At 64.0% G+C, this 23,607-nt stretch carries 6 protein-coding genes; all 6 read right to left on the bottom strand.

What is annotated here, in order from left to right; translation table 11 throughout:
• Window positions 1–28: 28 nt before the first annotated feature.
• Window positions 29–1,420: a tRNA uridine-5-carboxymethylaminomethyl(34) synthesis GTPase MnmE gene (mnmE, locus tag HPY44_01475; GenBank protein NSW54658.1), complete on the bottom strand. Its 1,392-nt coding sequence runs from the start codon at window positions 1,418–1,420 to the stop codon at window positions 29–31.
• Window positions 1,421–1,499: 79 nt separating this feature from the next.
• Window positions 1,500–2,639: a PQQ-binding-like beta-propeller repeat protein gene (locus HPY44_01470; GenBank protein ID NSW54657.1), complete on the bottom strand. Its 1,140-nt coding sequence runs from the start codon at window positions 2,637–2,639 to the stop codon at window positions 1,500–1,502.
• A 154-nt stretch (window positions 2,640–2,793) separates the two neighbouring features.
• Window positions 2,794–3,240, bottom strand: coding sequence for a hypothetical protein (locus HPY44_01465; GenBank protein ID NSW54656.1), 447 nt, complete (start codon window positions 3,238–3,240; stop codon window positions 2,794–2,796).
• 83 nt (window positions 3,241–3,323) lie between these two features.
• Window positions 3,324–14,873 (bottom strand): carboxypeptidase regulatory-like domain-containing protein, encoded by an 11,550-nt coding sequence (locus tag HPY44_01460; protein NSW54655.1) that lies wholly within the window; start codon window positions 14,871–14,873, stop codon window positions 3,324–3,326.
• A 218-nt stretch (window positions 14,874–15,091) separates the two neighbouring features.
• On the bottom strand, window positions 15,092–22,381 hold the full coding sequence (locus tag HPY44_01455) for a hypothetical protein (protein NSW54654.1): 7,290 nt from the start codon (window positions 22,379–22,381) through the stop codon (window positions 15,092–15,094).
• A 441-nt stretch (window positions 22,382–22,822) separates the two neighbouring features.
• The gene (locus HPY44_01450; protein ID NSW54653.1) at window positions 22,823–23,209 is read right to left on the bottom strand and encodes an MGMT family protein; all 387 of its coding nucleotides are present in this window, start codon (window positions 23,207–23,209) and stop codon (window positions 22,823–22,825) included.
• Between the last annotated feature and the right edge of the window lie 398 nt (window positions 23,210–23,607).

The following is a 23,607-nucleotide window of genomic DNA, read 5'->3' as shown; positions in this document are numbered from 1 at the left end:
TTCTCCCGTCGTCCAGCCGTAGCGGAGTTCACTTGCCAATGCAGAAATTCTCGAAAACGCGATTGATGATTTCGGTGCTCAGTGTGAGGCCGACGATGTCAGCCAGAGCGTCCAGCGCTTGGCGCAGATCGGACGCAACGTACTCCTCGGTGAGACCGTCGGAAACCGCTTTTCGGCCGGCCGCGACTGCGTCGCGCGCACGTTCCAGTGCCAGCTTGTGGCGCAGGTTCGTGACGATCACGCCGGAGGACTGGAGACTTCGCCCGGACCAGATCATGTCACTGATCGCGCTCTTCAGTGCATCCAGTCCGGTGCCGCGTTCGGCAGACACCCACACCACCGGCCGGCTCCCCCAGCGCTCAAGCGCGTCTTTCTCAATGCCCGCCGGAAGATCGTCTTTGTTTACAACAAGAATAGTACTGGATTGGGGCACGGTGGCAAAAAGCTCAAGGTCGGCTTCGCTCAGGGGCTCGGACCCGTCCATAACTAGCAGAACAAGGTCTGCACGATCGATCTCAGCTCGGGCGCGCGCAACACCCGCCGTTTCCACGGGGTCGTGAGTGGCGCGCAAGCCCGCAGTGTCGGAAAGGGTCAGCGTCACACCGGCGACGTTGATGCTGTCCTCAACCACATCTCGCGTTGTGCCCGGGATGGGCGTGACGATGGCTCGCTCCTGCCCGAGGAGTGCGTTGAGCAGGCTTGACTTGCCCACGTTCGGCCTGCCGACGATGGCTGCACGCACGCCTTCTCGAAGCGGGCGCCCGAGGTCAGCGGAGGCGATCAGCTCCGAAAGCTGGCGCTCAAGATCGTCGCAGGCGGCGGTGATCTGCTCGGGCGTCAGGAGATCGAGCCCCTCGTCCCCATAATCCAGTGCGGCCTCCAGTGCCGCCAGCAGATCGATGATTGTCTCGCGCATTGCGTTGACGCTCTGCGAGAAGCGACCCTGGAGCTGATCCACTGCAGCGCGGCGGGCTTCGTCGGTGCGAGCGTTCACGAGATCTGCGACAGCTTCGGCCTGGGCGAGGTCGATGCGCCCGAAGTAGAAGGCGCGCTTGGTGAACTCCCCCGGGTCAGCCAGGCGCGCGCCGCAGGAGAGGACCAGTTCCAGCGTCTTGCGGACCGGGATCACGCCCCCGTGACAGTTGATCTCGACCACGTCCTGGGTGGTGTATGTGCGTGGAGCTCGCATGACGGTCAGAATGACCTCATCCACCACAGCGCCATCCGCGTCAATGATGTGCCCGTAACGAGTGCTGAACGTGCGCAGTCTGGATGGAATCTTTCCCGGTGTGGCGGGCCTGAATATGCGGTCCGCGATGACCAGAGCCTCCGGCCCGCTTACGCGCACGATCCCGATCCCGCTCACACCCGGCGGAGTGGCGATTGCAGCGATGGTATCTTCGAACCCGTGGAGTTCCATAGTCTTGCGCAGTCCGGTACATGGCTGGTGAGAGACGGGGGGATTATAGCACGAAACAACGGCGCGGTTATGGCGCGGGCTACCTGACGCAGTACAGCTTCCCGTCCTGGCAGCCCACGTAGAGCAGACCGTCAGAAATGGCGGGAGATGAGAAAATCGGGCCCCCGAGGGGGAGCCTGGTGCGGACGGCGCCGGTCCGGGCGTCGCAGATGTAGAGCCGGCCATCCTGGGCGGCGAAGTACAGGTTGCCGTCGGCGACCGCCAGCGCGCCATCCACAACCAACGTCCCGAACTTGGTCTCGACAATCTGCTCTCCGGTCTCGAGGTTCAGTCCCCGCAGGATGCCGGAGGATGTGTAGCCCTCGACCACAAATGCCCACAGGGTGGTGTCCAGGATCGCAGGCGATCCCATTACCGACTGGGCCTGGGGCTTCTGGATACGCCAGGGACGCGCACCATCCCCGGCGTCAAAGGCGCAGATGAACTCAGTGGCCGGCGGGGAGAGCGCGCTGAAACTCATCAGCGGCACGTACAGGCGTTCACCCACGAGCGTGGGGGCCCCCACAATGCTTCCAGCCACCTTGGCCTGCCAGACAAGCGAGCCGTCCGAGGCGCGACGGGCACAGACCAGCCCGGCCTCATCGCCATAGTAGACAATCCCGTCTCGAACCGCAGGGGGCGCGCTGATGGCTCCGGCAGGCTCAATGATCCAGCGGAGCCGGCCGTCTGATGCGTTGACCGAGCGCAATGTCCCATCGATACTGCCGATGATCACCGCGTCATCCAGTGCGACGAGAGCACCAAGCACCGGTCGACTTGTGCGGTGGCTCCAAATAGGCTCCCCTGTGTCGGTGCGCAAAGCATGCACCATGCCGTTCCCGCAGCCGATGAATACGCGATCCCCGGCCACGCAGGCTGCGCCGGTAATCGGGCCGCCGGTGTCCCGGGTCCAAAGGACCGAACCATCCGCGCGGGACAAGGCAGCAAACCTGCCGGCTGACGTCCCCACATAGACAGTCTCGCCCACGACGATGGGCGACCCATCCACACTTGCGCCCAGTTCGGTGGCCCAGACGACCTCTGTGCCCGCAGGCCCAGCCCCCTCGGCGATGCCCGTCCGCGCGAGGTCGTGGCATGCCACGGGCCAGTCGGCCGCACACAGACTGCACGAGGCGAGAAGAACCGTAGCCAGGACAAGTGAAGTGGCCGATCTGCGCACAGGAGCGCCCCTCATCGTAAAGGCGTCAGCGCCGTCCTATGGCAAGACGGCGCTGTCAGCAAGGCGATCCGCCGCGTGGTTACCAGCGATGTCCAAGGGCAGCGCAGCTGACGCGACCCTTGTAGCGCTGCCCAATGGCGGAGACCACCGTCTATTAGTTTTGGGCCGGTTGCGGCGGCTGGCCATCGACAATAAGCACGGGCGCCAACACGACGATTTGGCCGGCCGCGATGGTGATGTTCACCGTCTGGTCCGGCTGTGGACCGTAGAGCTGCTGGGACGGAGTAACGCGCAAAGTGTTGTAGGTGCCGGGCGGGATTCCCGTGATCTCATAGTCGCCATTGGGGGTCGTGGAGAAGGCGGCTCCCGCCTGCACGAACTGGGTCTGGCCGCCGGAGACGATCCTATTGCCTATTGCGACCTGGACATTCCCAAGGCCCAGCGCGGTGCGCGCATCAATCGTGCGCCCGCGCACAATGCCCGTGTCTTCGTTCGCGTTCGGGGCGGCGTCGTCTCCCCCACATCCGCTGAGCGCCAGAGGAACAGCCAGGGCTACGAGGCATGCTGCTGCGAACAGTTTCATCAGGCGGGTGCTGTGCATCTGGTTATCTCTCCTCAGGTTGTGCGTCCCGGGCCGACCCGACACAGACGCGCCGGCCCGGGCGAACCATGCGTTCGGCAACGCTAGCGGCTCACGTTTGCGGATGTGACGGCCGTCACCTGCTGTCCATCTTCACTCGCGGCGCTGATACGGATCATGTAACGCCCGGACGGTACGCGCGTGCCCTGGCTGCTGGTAAGGTCCCAGCTCAGAGTATTCACACCCGGGGCCGCATCCTTCGCGGAGCAAAGGGTGCGAACCACCCGTCCCGCAACGTTCAGGACGTCCGCTGTCACCTGGCACTCCTTGGACACGTTGTACGTGACCACTGTTCCCTGAACACCGGCGGTCGCCACCGCTGCTGTGATGACCAGGCCCGCACCGGACTTGGGCGCGACCTCCAGTTTGAAGTCCCGGCTGCCGCCGGCGGCGCCCACTTCGAAGCGGTAGCTGGTCATGGTGCGCGCGTACATGCGCTTGCCGGTTTCCAGATCGGTAAGGTAAACGCCCATGTCGTTGGGCACGCGGCTCAGATCAGGCATGCTCAGTTCAACCTGGGCGCCCGGGATATCCGTAGCCACAGTCAGAGTCCAGACCGGGTTGGCGGTGACGTCCGGCTTCACATCCTGCGCCAGTGCGGTTCCGTCGTCGGAGCGAATGAACACGTCCACCGATCCAGGCGCCATGGGCGGGTTGTAGATCTGGAAGGCGCCAGACAGCGCGGGACCAACGCCCACAGCGGTGGTCGTATCGATGCTGCCACCCGCTCTGGCGACGATGGGCAGTGCCCAACCGTCCCTGCCGAGATCAAGTGCCTGCGGGCTGGCCGGGGCATCGCTGGTCCCGACCGGAGCCTGTATGTTGACGGTTGCCGCCCCGCCGTTCGTCCGCAGCCAGATACCTTCCCAGGGCAGGATATGGGTCCGCGCGACGTTGATGCCGGGCAGTGACGAGACCAGCAGGTAGTTGCGCAGCGTCGCATCGTACACGTAACCGTAGTTGCGGACCGAATCCGGCGTAGCAGGGACGATGTTCGCATAGGGCAGCGCGGTGGTGTACGGGTTCGCTGCCATGTTCCAGATCGGGCCCAGGCTCAAGGTGAACGGCCGTGCGGTCGTGACCGGGCGACCTGCCACCTCGAGATCGGGGTTCGGGATCGTCTTCGTATTATCGTTCGGGTCCGCCTTGCGCAGCCTCACGAAGAAGCCGCGACCAGGCTGAACGTTGACAACATCCTGGTTCAGGGTACCCACTCCGGCGAACACATAGGCGGGCGGGCTGCCCAGCGGATTCCACCGGACCACGTCGGAGCGCTCCCCGAATACCGCATCGGGGTCGGTGTCCGCCGGGTGGCAGGGCACGCCGATCATGTTCACGATGTCATCCGCCGCCGGGAAGCTATTGGCGAAGGAGACGTATGCGGTGAAGTCAACGGCGGTCGCGTCGGGCGGGACCGTCACCTGCTGGCTCTCCGGAAGCAGCTTGTAGCCAGTCTTGCTGGCGGTCAGTTCCACCGTCCCCGACGGTACGTCGGCCAGAGTGAATTCACCGCTATCGTTCGTCACGGTGCTGCGGGTGCCGTCGGAGATGCGCACCCCCGCCATCCGTTCGCCGTCCCAGTTGCGGACGGTCCCCGAAATGCTGTAGGTGTTAGCGACCGCCTCGAAGTCAATGCCCTCGAGGTCTGCTCCCGTGAGGTCCCGCGTTCGTCCCCCCGGCCGGAAGGTGTAGCCGACCTTCGCGGGCGTTATCGTGTACCGTCCGCTGGGGACGTTCGGTATCTCGTAGTCCCCATTGGCATCGGTGAGCACACTCACTGTTGCGCCGCCGATGGTCGTGGAGACGGTTACGCCCTCAAGGCCTGCGCCGTCCAGGACGATGTTGCCCTTGATGCTGTACGTCTGGAGGGTTCCCACGAAGTCCTGATCGACCACGTCGCTACCGGCAACCACGACCTGACGCTCGGCGGGCTCGAAGGTGTACTCGGGCAGTTCCGGACGCAGGTTGAACGTGCCTCCGATCTGGATCTGCACGATGTACGTGCCATTACCGTCGGTGGTGACCTGCTGACCGTCCTCGGGCTGCTGTCCATCCTCCCACGATGTGACGACCACGCCGGGCAGCGGCTTGCCGTCCTGGTCAACGATGGTCCCCGCGATGCGGTAGCGCGGCGGAGAGACACAGGTGAATGACCATTCGAACCCGTTATTGAGGCCCATCACCGGACTCTCGTCGCCAAGCGCATTGCCGGCCGCATCCTTCGCGACCACACGCACCGCAACCACGTCTTCATAGCTGAAGTCGGCCGGCGGGTTGTAGGTGACGCGCAGTGCGCGTGCGGTACCAGTGAACTGCAGGTCGGCGTACGGGACCTGCGTCTCGCCACCGGCGCCCACCTTGATATAGACCGTGACATCCCAGTCGCCATTCGGCAGCTTCGCAACGCCGGAAAGGTCGTCGGTCAGCCGGAAGGAGATGTTGGTGTCGATCGGCACGTTGGTAGCGCCGGCAGCCGGCACCAGCGCCGCGATGTCCATGGCCGGGCCACTGGTATCGGCCTGGGTCTCATAACTCCACTCCACTGGTGTCGCCTGCGGGATCTCGTTGCCCGCAAGATCGCTCGCCCAGACACGAACCGTGACCGTGGAGCCCCAGGGAATAACGTTGGCCGTCGGTGCAGGGTAGCTTACCGCGACGTTGAGCGGATCGGTGTCATCAATCACAAGGCCTTGCGCCGCGCCGATAGGCTGACCATTGACCTGGAGCATAATCGTGGATGTATCAACACCCGCGATATCGTCGGTCACGTGGAAGGTGATCGGCGTGGTGGGCAGGACGTTAGTCGCGCCGTCCGCCGGGCTCAGGTTCGTTACCTGCGGCGGGTTGAGGTCGGACTTGGTGTTATAGGTCCACAACCGAGTGAACGGCGGTACCGGCGCCCACGTGTCCAGCGTGTTACCCTCCAGGTCGTCGCAGATCACCTGGACTTCGACGCGCTGGTTGAGCGCGAAGAAGCTATCGGCGTTCGGATCGCCCGGAGCATAGTTGAAGGTGTAGGTCCGGTCCGCGAGGGTCCCGCTGACGGTGCGCTGCCAGCCGAGACCGAAGGGATCCGCGTTGATGTCGTACCAGGTGCCAGTACCGGCGGGCGAACCGGTGGGCGCCCGTCGCACGAGCACCTGCAACGTGCTCTCGTCAATGCCCGTTCCAGGGTCTTCGAGGCGGAAGCTGATCGGTGTAGCCAGCGGCACTTCCACTGACCCGTCCGTGGGAGATTCGTCGAAGAGCACCGGGTGCTGGGTGTCGGCGGTGGTGACCGCCTTGCTGCTCACCGGCACATCGCGGTTGGGCACTTCGTCAACCGGCACCACGGCGACGTGATAGGTCTGGTTGGGGTCGATCGCAATCCCGGCGCCGACCAGACTGGGCTCCGAACCAGTGACGGTGTAGGACGTCTGGTTGGGGCTCAGGGTCGCGACAAGGACGGCGGCGTTCGCCGGATTGAACACCACTCCGCCGTTGACATCCACGTCGAACGGGCCGGTGTCGCTCAGATACAGTTCATAACCGACTATATCGACCTGCTCATATGGTGGGCCGGCCTGCAGATAGCCTGCCCAGCTGACGTCGATGCTCTGACCGTCAGAGTTACCGTATGCATTGGCGCCCGTCGCCAGCTGCAGCGTGGCGTCAGGGACAGCCGGTGGTGCGGTGGTGTCCACGACCAAGGCCGTGTCCGTAGAGATGTCCCGCTGCATGGAGGCCGGGAAGTCCGCGCCTTCGTCGGGATCCTGGTACTGGACGGTGACCAGGTTGCCACTCGCTCCGGCGATTACATTCAGGACCCGTCCCGGGTCTCCGTCCGGGAGGGATAGCTCCGGATCGCCCGGCTGTTCCGCGCGCCCGAGGACAGCCATCTGACCGCGGAAGGTACCGGCGGGCTGGCCGAGGTCTTCAGTCAGAGTCAGGGTCTCGACGTCCATGGGCGACTTACCCGGGTCGGTATACAGCGTCACCTGGATCTGGCCGCGACCAGCCTTGTCCGTATCGGTCAGCTGCACCCGGATAACATCGAGGCCCTCTTCGTAGCCGGCGTCCACCACTACGTCAGGCGGGGTCCCGGGGTCTGGGATCGCCGCTGCATCCCACGCCCCGTCCGTGAAGGCGACTCCGCTGGCGGTGCCGATGATCGGTCCCTGGCCCCACAGGTTGAAGTTCGGGGGCGGGGTGACGGGAGGCAGCGGCGGCCACTGGACCATCCATCCCGCGGTATAGAATGTGAATCTGTGGGTGCCGATCCCCAGCAGCGGGTCGTCTGCGTTCAGACCGGCGATGTACGTCACGCCGTCGACGTAGTTGTTGTCGGTATCGTCCAGCTTGCGCATCGCAATGCGCTTGGTTGGATCGCCATCCAGCTCGAGCCACACCGCGCCGGTCTGGCCACCCCAATCGATATCGATAGGGGCGTCATTTTCAGCGTCAGCATAGACGACTTCGAAGCTGAAGTGCGTCGGCGGGGCTATGTTCCCATACTTTGGCGTCAGGGCCTGAGTGTAGCTGCCCGACGGGCTAAGCGTCGGCGGCTGATTTCCGGTGTCCAGATAGAAGTACTGGACGCTGCTCCACGGCGACTGAGCGCCCTGGTCATCCACTGCGCGAACGCGCCAGTACCACGGGTGCTCGTGGTTGGGATCGTCATCGCCGAGGTCGCCGGTCACGATGGCCTGGACCTGAGCCTGCACATTGGGCGGCGTGCTGGCCACTACCGTGTACTGGTAGGTGAAGCTGGCGTCCGTGGGCGCGCTGTCGCGCCGCAGCTGGTAGATATAGGTCAGATACGGTCCGCCGGGCCAGGTCGGATCATACGGATCGGGGTCGAATGCATGGTTGCAGCGCAGGACAGCGGGAAGGTTGAAGACCACCTCACCGTTGCTGGGACTGAAGCCGGTTGCCGGAGCTTCCGGTGGGTTGTTCTCGCTGTTGACCCAGAAGTTCTGGACGGTACTCCAGTCCGAGGTCTGGTTGGCCGGGTCAATAGTCCGGATGCGATAGTAGTACAGGGTGTTGTCCTTGAGAGGCTCATTGGCCGGCTGCGTCGTGGAGTCGACCTCGACGAAGACCCTGCCATCCAGCGCGCGAATGTCCGTGCCCAGGGCGGTGCCTTCCCAGACGTTGGCGTCGCTCCAGTCACCATTGTCGTCGAGCTGGATCTCGTAACGCAGGACGTCGGGCGCATCGTCCGGGTCCGTCGCGGCGTCCCAGTAGATGATGGGCTTCAGCTGGTCCGTCTCCTGACCGCTATTGGGCCACATGTTGCGCGGCGGATCCGGGGCGGTATTGTCGATCACCACGAAGCTCTGGACCGGCGACCAGCCGGACTCCAGCCCGGCCTGATCACGGGTCTTGGCGCGCCAGTAGTAGGTGACACCGGGGCGCAGTTCGGTCAGCCCGGCTGCGAAGGAGTCCAGACTGTCCGCTCCGGGGGCGCTGTCCACTTCGCCGCCGTACTCTGGGCTGGTGAAATCGATATTGTCGTCGACTTCGATAACAGTAATCAGGGTCGCCGGAAGGTCCGCCGGGTCTGGATCGGCCCCGATGACCCACTCGTAGACCGGGAAGCGGCCCGCGTCCGAGTTCCCGCTGGGCGCGAAGGGCGCCTGTGGCGGACTGGGCGGGTTATCCACCAGGAAGCTATGGACCTGCGAGTATGCAGAGGTGGCCCCTGCTTGATCAAAGGCCTGCACGCGCCAGTACCAGGTGCCGGTCGCCAGAGCATTCGTCACCTGGAAGCTGACGACAGACAGGTCATTGGGATTGGGCAACACCGTGTAGATGTTGGCTGCGAAAACGGTGTCGAAGGCCGCGTCCTGTGAGAACTCAACGCGGTAGGTCAGGTTCGATGGATCGTCAGTCTCGTCCGGGTCGTCGCCGGGCGGGAACTGGCAGGTCGGTGTGGGTATGACCGCCGCGCCGTCGGCCGGAACCCAATCGGTGTCCGGGGTCGGTCCGGGGGTCGGAGGCGGCGTGGGCGGCCGATTCAGCCGGAAGTAGAGAGGCACGCTCCAGGGCGACCATGCGCCGTAGTCGTCGCGCGCGCGCACTGCCCAGTACCAACGACCGTTGGGTAGCGGGTCCGTCAGCGGGGTGGTCACCGCGGCCTGGTTTGTGCCGGATGTGTACTGGTAGTCGAAGTCGGCATCCGGATTCCAGGTGCCCGGGTCAGCCGGCTCGTACTTCAGCCGGAACTGGTACCCGGCGACCTGCCCCGCCGGATCGGGATTGTTGGGCGGATCCGGATCCACCGTCGGGTCGCAGCTCAGGTCCGGTGTGGTATCGCTGATGCGGGTGGCGTTTACCGGGCTGAAGCCAGTTGTGGGCGCCTTGGGTGGGTCGTTCTGGGTATTCACATAGAAACTCAGCGTCGCGGTCCAGTCCGAGATCGTTCCGTCCACACCCGCACGGTCGCGGGTTCGGACGCGCCAGAAGTAATGCCCATTGTCAGCCAGCGGCACGGGCATGATCGCCGGCGTCAGAGACAGGCTGATGGGGCTTCCCGCAATGGGTGGGTCTACTTGACCCTCAAACAGGTTGGGGTCGGTCCAGTCACTGTCGTCATCGAGCTGCACGTAGTACGTGAAGTTCGACGGACTGTCTTCCGGGTCCGGGTCGCTGGAGGCGCCCCAGGTCAAGGTCGGGTTGGCGGACGTGACGACTTGATCGTCCGCGGGCGAGAATGGCGGCTGCGGCGCGGTCGGCTGGAGGTTTTCCCCGACCCTGAAGTCGAGGGTCGCAGTCGTCCATCCCGAAACGGTGTTCGCGCCATCCAGGCTTTGCGCGCGCCAGTAGTAATGCACGCCCCTCGTCAGGACGTCGCTCCCGGAGCCGACGCCAGCCTGCACTACCCAGCCTGCGCTGGTAGTCGCACCCGGCTGGGACCACGCCTCGAACAACGGGCTGCTGAAGTCAGCATTGTCGTCAACCTGTACGATGGTGCGCATCTGGCTTGGGGGCGTTTCCACGTCAGTGCCCAGGGTCCACGAGTACGTCGGCTGCGCGACGCTCACAACCGTGTTCCCGCTCCCCGGGGGTACACTCACCGGTGAGAACGGACCGGTGGGGGGCGTGGGCCGGTTCGCAACCACGAAGACCGCGGCCGGCGCGGACCACGGCGACTGCGCGCCCTGGGTGTCGATGGTCCTCACACGCCAGTAGTACTGGGCGGGGGCCAGAGCCGCGCCCACTTGGAAGGTCAGTACGTCGGCGTTGGCGTGAGGCGGGCTGATCGTTTCAGTCCGCACAATGGACGCGAAGGTCGGGTCGGTGCTGAACTGCACCTGATAGCTCATCAGGTCGGCAGTGTCGTAGGTCGTATCCGGGTCCGGGTCGTCATTGGGCGGCGCGGCACTGATGCCGCGAGCACGCGGGAAGGTGCAGACGGGCTGCTGATCTTCCACACTCACCCCACCGCGCGGAGACCAATCGCTGCCGTAGACGGCATGGTTCGGCGGCGGCGGCGCATACGGTGGCCGGTTGCCGGGGATAATCTGCGTCACGGGGTTCGGCGCATCCGCATGGGTGTGCGGGAAGTTGCTGTAGTCAACCTGATCCGGGAAAAGGTCGGTGGGATTCTGCTGCAGAGTCATGCACGCCGCTTGCAGCTGCAACTGCACTGTCGCCGCCGCGGTGGCATCCGGTGTAATGTTCACCGCGAGGATGATGTGCTGTTGCGCCAGATCCGTGACGTCGAAGCTCAGGCCACCGATGTTGGCAACGCCGGCCTGTGTGGGCCCGATGACGGCCGCTTCACCCAGCAGAGTATCCCCCGCGTCAATGACGCCGTTGCCCGCTTTGTCGTGATAGGCCCGGACGATGGAGACGTCGGTGCCGCCGATCGCGGTTCCCGTCTGCGTCACCTGGATGCCGCTCAGTGTCACGGCATCGTGGTTCACCGACAGTTGCAGCCGCATGATGGGAACATCGAAGGAGCCCTGCACCGCAGTGGCCGGAGCGAGGTTGAATGTATCCACCGTCAAGGTGTCCGGCGACTCAACGATCCGGGCGGTCCGATTGCTCGCGCCCGGAATCGGGAAGCGGTAGTCGCCGAAGGTGTAACCGTCCCCGCCGTTCACCTGGATGCCGGGGCCCGCGCTGGTTAGTCGGACGCGCTGCTGTACTGCACCGGGGTGGTTCGGCACCACAAACTCGTGCGTCGTCAGTTCCGCGCCGACGGTCACTGTCGGTGTGGTCTGCGCATTTTCGGCGATGTCGTATGCGACTATGAGGTTACGGTCCTCGTTGAGCTGGATGGTGTAGCCGAGATTGGTGAAATCGATGTAGTCGTTGGTCACCGTCGCGGCCTTGAGGAGCGTGTCGACCCCCAGTTCCAGCGCACCGCTCTTGTTGCTGTCCTCATAAAGCTTGGCGACGGCAATGTTGCCGTCCTGCAGGCTGGTGCCCACTTCGTAGACCCGGAGGGTGTTGATCGTCACCGGGTTGGTGGACAGGTTCGGGTAGACGCCGCTGTTGTTCAGATTGAGCAACAGGACCGGGAAGTCTTCGGTGCCCTGCTGGACCTCGAAGAAGGTCTGCCCGGGCGGCGGCGCCGGAATGAGCGTCTGACCGGTAACAACCACTTCGGCCGGCTCCACGTAGATGAAAGCGGTCATCGGGTCGCCGGCTGCGTTGGGCGTTCCGCCGGGGCCGGTTTCGGGGCCGCTGATGTTCGTCACGCGCACGAAGGAGTCCGTGGGCGTGTTGGCCATGATGGTTGCGCCACCCGAATCCGGAACGCCATTGCTCCAGCTCGTGGGCGAGTTGCGGCCATTGATCAGCCGCTGGCTGCGCTCAGTCAGGAACCGGTTCGCGGTGGAACCGGGGAACGGGTCTCCATTGAGCATGTCCGTGGTCAAAGCCTGGCTGGTCTGCACCGTCTCCAGGTCTTCGCGACCATCGGCCTGCACGAGTTTCACCGCGTGCCAGTCCTCGCGGCTTTGGCCGGCGCGGTGATCGATATGGTAGATGTACAGGCCGCGCGGCGAGCGGTCCCCCGCGTAGGCACCGGACATCACATTGCGGTTCTCGATCAGGAAGTATTCCTGCCATTGGTCGGGATCTGCAAGCTTGTCCCAGTCGCCCTGGGTGCCCGAGAAACCGGCCGGCTTGATCGGATTCTTGCTTGCGTACACCGAGAGCGGGTTCGCAGGGAGCTTCAGGATGACCGGGTCCGCTGTGGTCTGCTCGACCTGGTCAATCCGCGTGAAGCCGAGGTCGCGCAGGACGTTGGTCGCGGTCGCGTAGCCCATATTGAGCTTGTGCCAGGCGTCAAGGCGGAAGCCGCCGAAACTCATGACGGTGTACGGCGCCATCATCCAGGTCTCCACGAGCCGCGGCGACGGCGGCGGAGTCCCGTTGTTCGTATAGAAGTCCAGGTCGTACAGGTCGCCGGCGCCGAAGTTGTGGCAGATCTCATGGGCGAGCAGCAGAACACCCGCTCCGGTCGACACCGGTATCGGGTTCCCGGAGTGAGCGATGAAGCCGCCCGCATTCAGGGACTCGCCTCCGCTGGCATTGTCGTTGGCGCCGGGGTACATCAGGATGAGCTGGTCATAGTTTGTGTAGGTGATGCCCTGGTCTTTCATGACCTGGGTCACGTCTGCCCAGCATTGCGAATCCGTGTGATAGGAAGAGGATGTGCCGAAGTACCCGCCCATGTTCGGGAAGTTGTGGTCCCGCATGTCGTGGTCGAAGGGATAGAAGCGCGGGGCGCGGTCCCGGGAGTCGTCCACGTAGCCGGCGATGGGGTCGGTCTCCCCGCTGCTGTTGCGCAGGGTCTGAAGCTGATAGGCGCTGCCGCTGGAGCTAAAGGTGGAGAACAGCGGGTCGCCATACGATCCGTTGTGAGCATAGTAGCAGAAGCTCATCAGACGGTTGCCCATCTGGGAGCCCACAGTGCCGTCGGAGTTGACCACGCCTGTGGCCGTTCTCGGCGAGACGGTGTCACCCGTGTAGGCGAGGGTCCGCGGGACGTTGACGCCGGGCAGTGGCTGGTAGGCCGGGAAGTCACCGCAGCCTTGGCCCTGGTTGCGATAACCGGTGCTGGCGTTGTTCCAGGTGACGGGGCTTGAGCCCAGTTCGGCCGCGTGACCGCTAACCTGGCAGGACCATCCATAGCCACGCGCAAGCACGAAATCAATGCGCTTGGTAGCGTCGCCCTGGTCCACGAACTCCCAGTCCGAATCCGTGATCGTCCACCGCCGGTGGTCCCACGGATCGGCGTAGATCGTGGATCGGCCCGAGCTGCTGATATCGATCACCATGTTGCCCGTCTGGGTGCCGCTGGTCGCGCTGTCCACGTCCTGGGTCTGGAATGCGGTAAGCTGGATTTGGCTCAGGCTCAGGTTGTCAACGTCCTTACGGAAGAATAGCGTGAGGCCGTTGGTGCTGCCGTTCTGCCAAAGGCTCGCCCGGACGATTCCGGGCCCGTTCGGGTCCTGCGGCCGGTAGAACGGGGTGCCTGGCTGGACGGCATAGTAGTTTGAGGAACCGCGCGGGAGTCGGTCCAGCACGTGGTGGTCGTCGATCCAGCCGATGATGCTGGAAGGAGAACCCTCAACGCTGATGTGAGCGTGGGTATTGTTATAGAACCAGGTGTAAAGCGAACTCGTCAGGGCCTTGTTGAAGAACAGGTCGTAGAGGCGCTGGCGGAGTTGCAGCGGGGATTCGGCGTACACGCTGCCCGGGCGCACGTCACCGCCGTAGTGGGGGTGTCCGTCGGTATTGGTTGTCGCAGTGACGCTCGAGCCGGACCAGGCGGAGGTGTTGTTGGCAAGACCCAGCGGCATGCCGCTGGTGTTGATTGGACCGCCCGGTGAGTCTGCGTAATACTCGCCGGGCCACTCCTCCCAGTTGTAGTTGTGGATGGAAGTGTCCGACGGATTCCAGCCTCCCAGGGGGCCACCGTCGCCGCCGCCACCCGGCCTCACGGGAAAGACCTTGACCCCAGGCGGGGTCGTTACGTTGGACTGGTAAAAGGTACCGGAGCGCACGCCGGCCTGGCCGCTACCTTGCGGGCGCATGTCGATCCAGTGGGGGAATTCTGGAACAATGACACCGATGGTAAAGGTCTGCGCAGCGGCGGTCTTCACTGTCCCCGGCCCGGCCTGCAGAGCCGTCGGGATGATCATGAACCCGGTGTCGCGGGCCTGTTTGAGCAGGGCCAGGGCCTCCTGTCGCTGGCTCGTGTTGAGCAGTCCAAACAGGAGTTCCTTGTAGTTGCGCCCCAGGTACGAGGTCGCATCCACGATGGTCCCGCGCCCGCCGAACTCCACGCGCTTGGCGGGATCCGGATGATTGCGGACCTTCCAGAAGTCCAACTGGGCGCCTTCCGGAACGTCGACGTAGTCAAGGATGCGATTCCCGTTTTTCAGCTCATACTGGCGCACAAGGCGGTCAGCGGCATCGCGGGAGATCCCCCTCTGCTTCATGAGGAACTCGATGCCGCTCTTGCGTTGCTCGCCGAGGTGGATGCGCACTGTTCGCGCCAGCGCGCCCACGCTCGGAAGGAGCATGAGCACGGCGACGAGCAGGCCCATCGGGACCCGAGACTGACGCGACCTGTATGTCGAGGCGGCCATCTGTGTTCCTCCTTGACTATCCGACGACTGCGTGCAAGTCCCCAGCCGTTGTACAGCCTGCCCGCGTCTCGCCGCCGCATCCAGCCGCCGCCACTCGAGGCGTTGCCCGGGCGGTTTTGCGTCATGTGCCTATGGCCTGGATGCTCCCTTGCCGCAGAGGCATCCAGGCCCGTTCTTGCGCGTAATGTCTTCGCATTTAGGTGCGGACCGCCGGAAAATCAGCGGTTGACTTGCATCGTTACCACCGTCGAGGCGGCCTGACCGTTGTCGGCGAGCGCCTCTATGCGGACCAGGTACCGGCCGGCAGGGACCCGGGTGCCGCTGTCGCTTCGCAGGTCCCAGGCGACCGTGTTCACGCCCGCCGACGCAACCGCGCCCGTCTGCAGCACGCGGACCGCGCGCCCGGCGATATTCAGAATGCTCACCGTGGTAGTTGCGGGCGCGCTCAGGGTGTAGCTGACCGATGCCCGCTCACCGGACTGGCTGGCGGTTCCGGCGCTGATGACAAGGCCGGCGGCGCTCTTCGGCGCGACCTCGAGGGTAAACCTGCGCAGCCCTTTGCCATCCGCGGTGTAGCCGTACGCCGACAGCGTCCGCGCGTAGAGGCGCTTGCCTGATGCCTGATCCACCAGCCAGACGGTCTTGTCCGCCGGGACGCTTGACAGATCAGGCAGGGTCAGCTCCACTTTGGCGCCGGGCAGGTCCGTCGCCACGACGAAGTCCCAACTCTGGGTTTCAGCAGCAGCCGAGCGGACCTCACACGCCAGGCGTTCCCCGCTCGGTTTCACGAAGTACACGTCCACGTAGGGCGATACTGCCGGCGGGTTCTCGATCCGGATGTCGTCCGAGGATGACGTCAGGACCCCGGCGACACTCATTGTGTCCGCGCAGCGATCTGCCCGGGCGACGATAGGCACCAGGAAGTCGTTCTCGCCCAGTTCCAGCGCGGCGGGCTGGGCGCTTGTGGCGTCGCTCGTGGCCACAGCTTTCACTGTGACGGTCCGCTTCTGGTCGGACTTGATCCAGAAGCCGGCGTTCCTGGGGATCACTGTCTGCGTGCCAAGACCCGGAATGTCGGTGATCAAGTCATAGTTGTTGGTGGCCTTGTTGTACAGGAAGCCGTAGTCGCGCACGGGCTCTCCGGGCGTGATGCTCAGCTTGCTCCAGGGCAGATCGGCGTCGTACATGTTACCGGCCATGTTCCAGCCGCGCTCCAGGCCGAGGCTGAAGTCGATGGTCGTGTCCACCGGCTCATCAGGGATCGCCAGCACGACAGGTGCAGCGTTGTTGTTGCGCATCCAGAAGGACCGCCCGGGCAACATCTGGTACTGAGCCGGAACGGGCGCGCCCTGGTCGCCCTTGAGATACTTGTCGACCACCGTGTCTGGCATGGTCGGATCCCAGCGGGCGATATCAACGCCTGCCGGAACGTTATTGGCCGGGTTGAGGTCCCGCGGCGTAATGGGCAGCGCGACCATGTCCAGGCCCGGCGCAAGAGTGAAGCGGTACAGCGGCAGGCCGATGAAGCCCACGTCGTTGCGGTCGGAGGCCACATTGATGTCGCGGCTAACCGGATCGAATACCCAGTCAGGGTCTGTGGGACGGATCGAATAGAAGCCCGCGGCGAGGCCGTCGATGAAGTAGTCGCCGCTTGCGGAGGTGCGGTGCTCGATGATGTTGTTGTTGGCGTCCCGGAAGATGACTTTCTGGCCGTTGTCATCGTACACCTCGACCAGTATGCCACCCAGGCGCGCGCCGGCCGACGACTTGATATTGCCGCTCACGAAATACCGCTCCACGTCACCGACGAAATCGATCTGGTCCATGTCGGCCGACGGAACGGTGACGTCGCGACTCACCGGTGTGAAGTTGTAGCCGTCCTTCAGCGGGATGACAGTGTAGGTGTCGGCGCCGGCGTCCTGTATGACCCACTCGCCGTCAGCGTTGGTGCTGACTTCGGTCACGCCGTTGGATACCCGGACATCCGCCAGAGGATTGCCGTCCTTATCGGTAATCGTCCCGCCGATGTCGTAACCGCGGCGCGCAGTGAAGTCGGCCCGCTGCGGAGAAGGCGGAACGGTGAGCGGAACGCTCTGGTCCGGGGTGAAGGCCAGTCCGCGCTTGAAGGGCTTCACGTAGTACTCGCCCGCGGCGAGCCCGTCGATCCGGTAGTTCCCGTTCTCATCCGTCTTCGTCTGCAGGAACATGCCGCCACCAACGGGATATGCCCGGACCGTGATGTCCTTCAGGACGTCGGGGATCGTGCTCCCCAGGTCGTCCGGGTCGATGATTGTGCCCTCGATGGCGTACACCGGAGGACCGATGATGGTGAACCGGTAGTCGAGCGTAGCACTGTTGGGCGGCTCCACGGGGTTCGCGGTGGGATCCCCGGCCTGGTCGCTCACCTCGATATGCACCCCGACGGAGACCAGATAGGAGAAGTCCACCGGTGGGTCGTACACCACCCGCGTGATGCCGTTGAGGTTGGTGATCGTCAGGTCATTCGCGGTCAGGTCAGTGTCGACTCCGCCCACGGTGACGGTCATCTTCAGGCTTCTGATGTCGATACCCGCGCCGGTGTCACGCAGGTCGAACTGGATGTTTGTATCCGTCGGCACGTCAATGTCTCCGTTGGCCGGAACCAGGTTGATGATTTCCGGCGGCGCGGCGTCGGAGGAAGCGATCGGGCTCGGATCAGCCGGAACGAGTACGGACTCATTGGCTCCGTCCCACGCGGTGATGCCGTACCAGTAGTCAGTTCCATCAACCGCGGTCAGATCAACGTACTCGGTCTCCCCCGCGGGAATAACGACCAGCGGAGGCCCGGTCTGAAGGTCTGCCTGGTCGGTCGCGCGGTAGATGCGGTACTCGACCACATCTTGTCCGCCGGTGCCGTCGTCAGGAGAGGCGCCCCAGTTCAGCTCGATGGTGCCGCCCAGTCCTGGATTGACTGCAGCCAAGAAGGTCGGCGCGCCAGGCGGGATGTTGTCTTCCGGCGTCACCGGGCCCTCGACATTGGAGTCAAAGGACTGGTCGAGTGGATCAATCGGCACGTACTGCGGCACGCCGGAGCCATCGTCGGGCAGCCGGTCGGGCAGTCCGTCGCGGTCCTGGTCGATGCTCGGGCCATCGTAGGCCCGGACGGTGTAGAAGTAAGCGACGCCCTTTTGCAGACCGGTATCAACCGCGGGCGATGGCGGGTCTTGTCCGGCGTATGACGGCGAGTTGTCGGCCGGAATGACCAGGATCGGCGGGTCGGCGAAGGGCACACCCGTGGTGTTCCGGTACAGGTGGTACTCCACGACGTCGTCAGCGCCGCCACCATCGTCGAGGGAGGCGTTGAACTGCCACTGCATGGAGTTGCCGTTGTCATTGGGCGTGTCCGTGACGAACAGCTGCTGCGGCGGGTCGGGCCTGCCGTCAACGATCGGCCCGTCATACCGGTCGTCTGTCACCGTTCCCAGTGCGGGCAGCCGCGCCGTGTCCAGCCCGTCCGAGGCCACGAAGAAGTAGGTATGTGGCGTACCCTCGATCAGCGGAGGGATGGGCGGCGAAGCACCGCGGTCCGGCACCGTAAGAATGTACTCAGCGCCGCGACCGTTCGTGGTGTAGTCGGTATCGGTTGGGTCGACCGGACTCATGGTATACGCGACGCTGTCGATGTAGACTTGAACGTAGGCAGGCGGGTTGCCGCGGACGCCCGCGAACTGGTCGTTGTCGATATAGATGACCCGATAGGTGAAGGTGGTTGCCTGCGTCGGCGGTACGGTGCCGAGGTCTTCCGGCACACCAGAGTCAGGCTCCAGGCCCGGCAGCTCCAGGGCGTTGGGATCCGGGTTGTAGTCGGCATCGTCCGCCGGGAAAATGAGCTGCGGTGGCGTGTTCGCAGCCACCTTCGGTCCGGGTGCGGCGTCGAAGATGAACTGGTCACCGTCGGCAACAGCGTCCGCGATCAGGTCTGCGCCGGCTGTGAGGGTCAGGTTCGACCCGGCATTGGACGCGATGGTATAGGTCTTCCCTGCGGCGGCACCGGACAGCATGCGGATGGTCACCCCGCCACTGTCATATCGGCCGTCTGGGAAGGTCTTGCCACCCACCGTATAGGGCAGGACCGTGGCGGAGCTGACTGGGCCTGCGACCGTCGCAACCGGGCCCATGAAGGGCAGCGGATCGCCGGGCGGGTAGGCCGTGGCCGGCGGGAAGCGCAGTTCGGCATCCGATGCCTGCGCCCGCATGAAGTGCTGGCCCTCGGTAAGTTGAATCGCGGCCGTGCGGTAGACCGCACCGTCGGTGTAGACCTTGTCGCTTGCGTCCTCCGGGAACATGTTGAGCGTGGTGCCGCCATCGAGCTCGAGCCGGATGAACGCCGGCGGATCATTGTCCCGATCGACGTAAGTGACGTAGAAAATGAACGGCGTCGAAGTGCTTCCGTCCGGAGCCGCGCCCACATCCTGGGGCAGGAAGCGGAAGTCCACCAGCTCCGGCGCCCGGTTCTCAATGACCTGCGGCCCCGAGAACTCCCGAGCGTTCGGGAACCGCACGTATTCGCCCTCCACATGCACATCCGTCTGGCCTGGGTAGATCCACTCGCCCCAGTCGTCGGCGAAGCGGAAGAAATAACGGTGGTTCCCGGGCCCCAGGATCATGTTCGTGCCCGTATTGAACACGTATACTTCGCCGTTGGTGTAGTCGCCATCATAGTCGGCGGCATTGGCGCTCGAAGTATCCCGGTCCATCGCGGTCCGCTGCGCGATATAGAACAAATCTCCGTCCTGGACACCGTCGGTCTGAACAGAACCCGGATGGTCGGGATCGGAGGCGTTGGAGACCAGGTTGATTGTGTTGCCGTTGTTCCCCGCGATCCGATAGATCTCGCGAACAGCTGCGCCATCCTCGAACACCACATACAGGCCGGCCAGTTCGTTTGTGGCGAAGACGTGCCCCTTTGCGTTCTGGTATTCCAGCGTGAACTCGTTGGCCGGCGCCGCCGTGACAGAATGCTGTCCGTACTGGTCGCCGTACAGGTCAACGTACAGGTGGGCAATGAACGGCCGGTCACCTTTGGCGTTAGGATTGCCCGCTTCGCCGTCCGGGTCGGTGTATTTGACCCTGAATGTGAAGGGGTCTCCGGCGTTGCCTACGGTGGGGGTCACCGAGTTCTCGCTGAGGATCGGTCTCTGGTTCACACGGAACCAGTAGTAATCCTGGCCCTCGGGGCCGGACGGCACGCCGATGTCGCCCGGATCGTTGATGCCCTGGTACGCGTCCGGGCGATTCGGGAAGATAGCCGTCCGGGTCCCGTCATTGGCCTCGAAATAGTAGTTGTACTCGCCCACGCCGCCGCCACTGCGGGAGCTGTTCGTGGGAAGCTGGTCAGGGGTGGCCTGGTACTGGAACACGGCGCCGTTGTCATACCGGGCGTCGTTGTCCGCGTTCTCCATGGTGTAGGCGAACCACTGGCCCGGAGCCGCACCGGGATTCGCGGGGTCCGGGGTATTGCGCCGGATATACACCCGCATGAAGCGTGGCGCCACGTTCTCGGAGTGCCAGTAATTCACCCGCAAGGTGTAGTTGGTTCCCCGGGTCCACTTGCCTCCGCGGAACGGCGTCGAAGCAAGCTCGTTCCAGATATTCGCGAAGTTCGGGAGGATCGTGTCGTCGTTCGTGTATTTCCACGGCCCGTTCGGTGGCTCCGGGCCGGCACCAGTCTCGGCCTCGAAGGGGTTCGGCAATGCGCCGATGTTTGCGCCCGGAATGTAGGCATTATTCGGGATCGCATTGTCGATATAGCCCCCGGACACTGACGGGTTGTTCACGCCCACCGAAGTGAAATCGGGTGTCCCCCAGGCAGTGGTGGCTGCCGGCAAAGGCGTTGTAATGCCGCCCTCGCGGTGGGTTATCCCGAAGAACGGGTGAGCGGTCAGGACCGGGTTTACGTTCGGGAACTTACGCAGAGAGGTCGCAACGTTGGCGCTGCCCAGGGCCTCCAGGTCCGAGGGCAGGTCAGCATTGGTGGAGGCGTTGTGGGACTTGAGCGTGTAGCCGTACGGGTCCGGCTGGTCTACGGACACGTCATTGAACCGCCGCAGCTCGTCGAAGGTGTAGGCTGCGCCACCCTGCTGCTCGTTGTAGACGCTGATGCGGCCGCGCTTCAGCGCTGAGCGCAGGCCGTCCACGCGCCTGGGCTCGGGTGCGGCTCGTTCCATGTACTCAACATGCGCGTCGTTGCCTGGCCAGCCCACCTGAACCCACGCCCTGTTGCGCACGGGTGCGAAGTCGTCGGTCGCCCAGAACTCATAGGTGTGCGGACCGGCGGTCATCGACACATAGTTATTGGATGCAGGGGTGCCGGCTATGCGCACGGCCCAATTGTCCCACAAGTCCTGGCCTGGAAGGTCAAAGGGGAACAGGAAGATGTTGTCGATGAAATTCATGAAGTCCGTGGGGCGGATGGTATAAGTGTACAACGCACCATCCGTGTAGTTCGTGTCACTGGGCTCCTCTGGGATCATGTAGTGTGGTGCCCAGTGTTTGCCGTCGATGACCAGCATGATCCGGGGTTCTACGGCGCCACGCTGATCGAACTCCGCGCGGGCGTAACCCACCTGATCTAGCCACGGATCCGTTGTCCGACCATACAGCCAGTTGAACTGGCGGACGCTGTCAGGCCCGCTCCGCTGCTGCGGGAAGCCCCGGGACCGATCCCAGAAGCCTGCACTACCATCGTTGGGGAAGGTCTCGTCGGTCCTCCACAGGGGCTCCATGTTTATGCCCGAGTAAAGACCGGAGGTGTAGCGCACCCGGAAGGTAAAAGCGGAACTGCCACTGCCGCTGTCGGAAAGCACCTCGACCGGACCTACGCGGAGGGGGTCGATGTTGCCGCCGGAACCGTCGGGGCGGTTCCAGTCCAGGTAGTCGTCATTGTCGTGAACAGTACGATAGCCCGTCGTCGTGTTCAGGACAGTGGTGGAGATACTGTTGTCCGATGTGTTGTAGGTCAGGACTGTGAAGCCCACCGTGTGGGTGGTCGCGTTCACCGGCTGAGTGGTGTTGGTGCCCGGACTGGCGAGGTAGCCTATCACGTAAGGCCAGTCCGCAGGACGCTGGCCGAAGGCGTTCAGGGAGCCGACGAATGGTCCTATGGTGAAGTAGCGTACAGTTCGATTGGGCGCGTAGAGGACCGTTGTGTCCGTGTTGGTGCGCCCGGAAAGCCCGCTGAAACCGCCCTGAAGCACGGTTCCGATGGGCATGCCCGAGTTGGGGGCGTAGCTGTCGGCCGGGCTGACGCCGCTCAATGAGACGGAATAGACCTCTTCCGAGGTGCTCACGCCGATCTGGATGCGAATCCAGCGGCAGGAGTTAGTGCTCGCGGTCTGGGGCCAGACCCACACCCCGTCGATGCTCGCTGCGGACGCGGTGCCCGTTGGGAACAATCCCATCGCGAGGACGAGCAAGGGGAGTGTTGCTGCAAGAGCCACGTGGTGAACTCGGTACTTGGAGGTGCGCACAATCAATGGCCTCCTCGGCTGCTGCTGCATGGTCAAACCGAGACCGTACTTCGTGAGAACGGCCTACCCCTTACGCAACCGACCCCCAACCGGCTTGTCGGCACCAAACGCCCCAATACATAGAACAGACCTGCGGCCAACCACGCGGGCAATGCGCCGCGTCCTGCCGGAGCGGTGCGGCCGTCAAGATGGTTGGCTACGAGGCCCCGGATGGGGCCATGATCCCAAGCCGCGTACGCTGGCCCGGGAAGCAGGCGCAATGATGCCCTGTCACCCCAGGCGTCTCGCGGGTACAGATAGTTGTTTGGCCATTGTAACGCAAGGTCTTCCGGCAAGTCAACCGCGCGAAAAAGCGCACTGTATCGCGCTCTCTTGCCTCCTCGCTAGACCGCTCACGGTGAGTAGCTGTCAAGGATCTCTCGCGCTTTGTCGGTACTGATGCTAGCGCCGAGCCTTGATCGAGTGAGACTCCCGCGATACGGACACACGCCATTTCTCGCCCGGCCCCCGATGCACCTCCCAGCCCTCCAACTCCAATAGATGCGCTTTCAGTGGCAGGCCCCCACCAAAGCCTGTAAGCATCCCGTCCGCGCCGACGACGCGATGACAAGGCACGAAAGGCGCCAATGGGTTGCGGCGCATGACCTGCCCCACTGCCCGCGCAGCCCTGCTGCTGCCCGCCAGGGCCGCCAGTTCGTGATACGCAACAATGGAACCGAAGGGGATCTTCGCGCACTCCTGGAGCACCGATCGTGAGAATTGAGTCGTGTCTGCCAGGTCCAGCGGAACCGAGTCTGCCGGCGGTCGGCCGCAAGAAAAACCCGCCAACCACTGGGCTGCTCGTCTGAGAAGAGGATCCCCGCAGTCTTCCCGTGCGCCCGCGGGAAGGTGGAGGGCTTGCAGGGCGGCGTTCGGCTCGGACTGGAACGAACTGGTTCGCCACAGACCGCTTCCGCGGCTGCATAGCCCACACCAGCCCAGCTCCGTCTTTACTACGCAGTATAAGAACACGCGGTCACCGCCAGTGTTCCGTGTTGTTGATCTGCTCCTCTTCGCACTCATCGGCCGATCTCCATCTATGGGCGAAAACCTACAATCAATCGGGTAGGCGGGGTCGTTGCCGACCCCGCCTCCCACACCACCCGGCATGCGGGTCCGCACCGGGCGGTTCACGCAGCGGCAAGCGCCTCGTACCGTTCAAGTAGGCTGTGATAGCCCAGTTCCGC

The organism is Armatimonadota bacterium (genome assembly GCA_013314775.1).
Taxonomy (GTDB): domain Bacteria; phylum Armatimonadota; class Zipacnadia; order Zipacnadales; family JABUFB01; genus JABUFB01.
The sequence above is the reverse complement of the archived record's forward strand: the minus strand, read 5'-3'. Positions and strand labels throughout refer to the sequence as shown.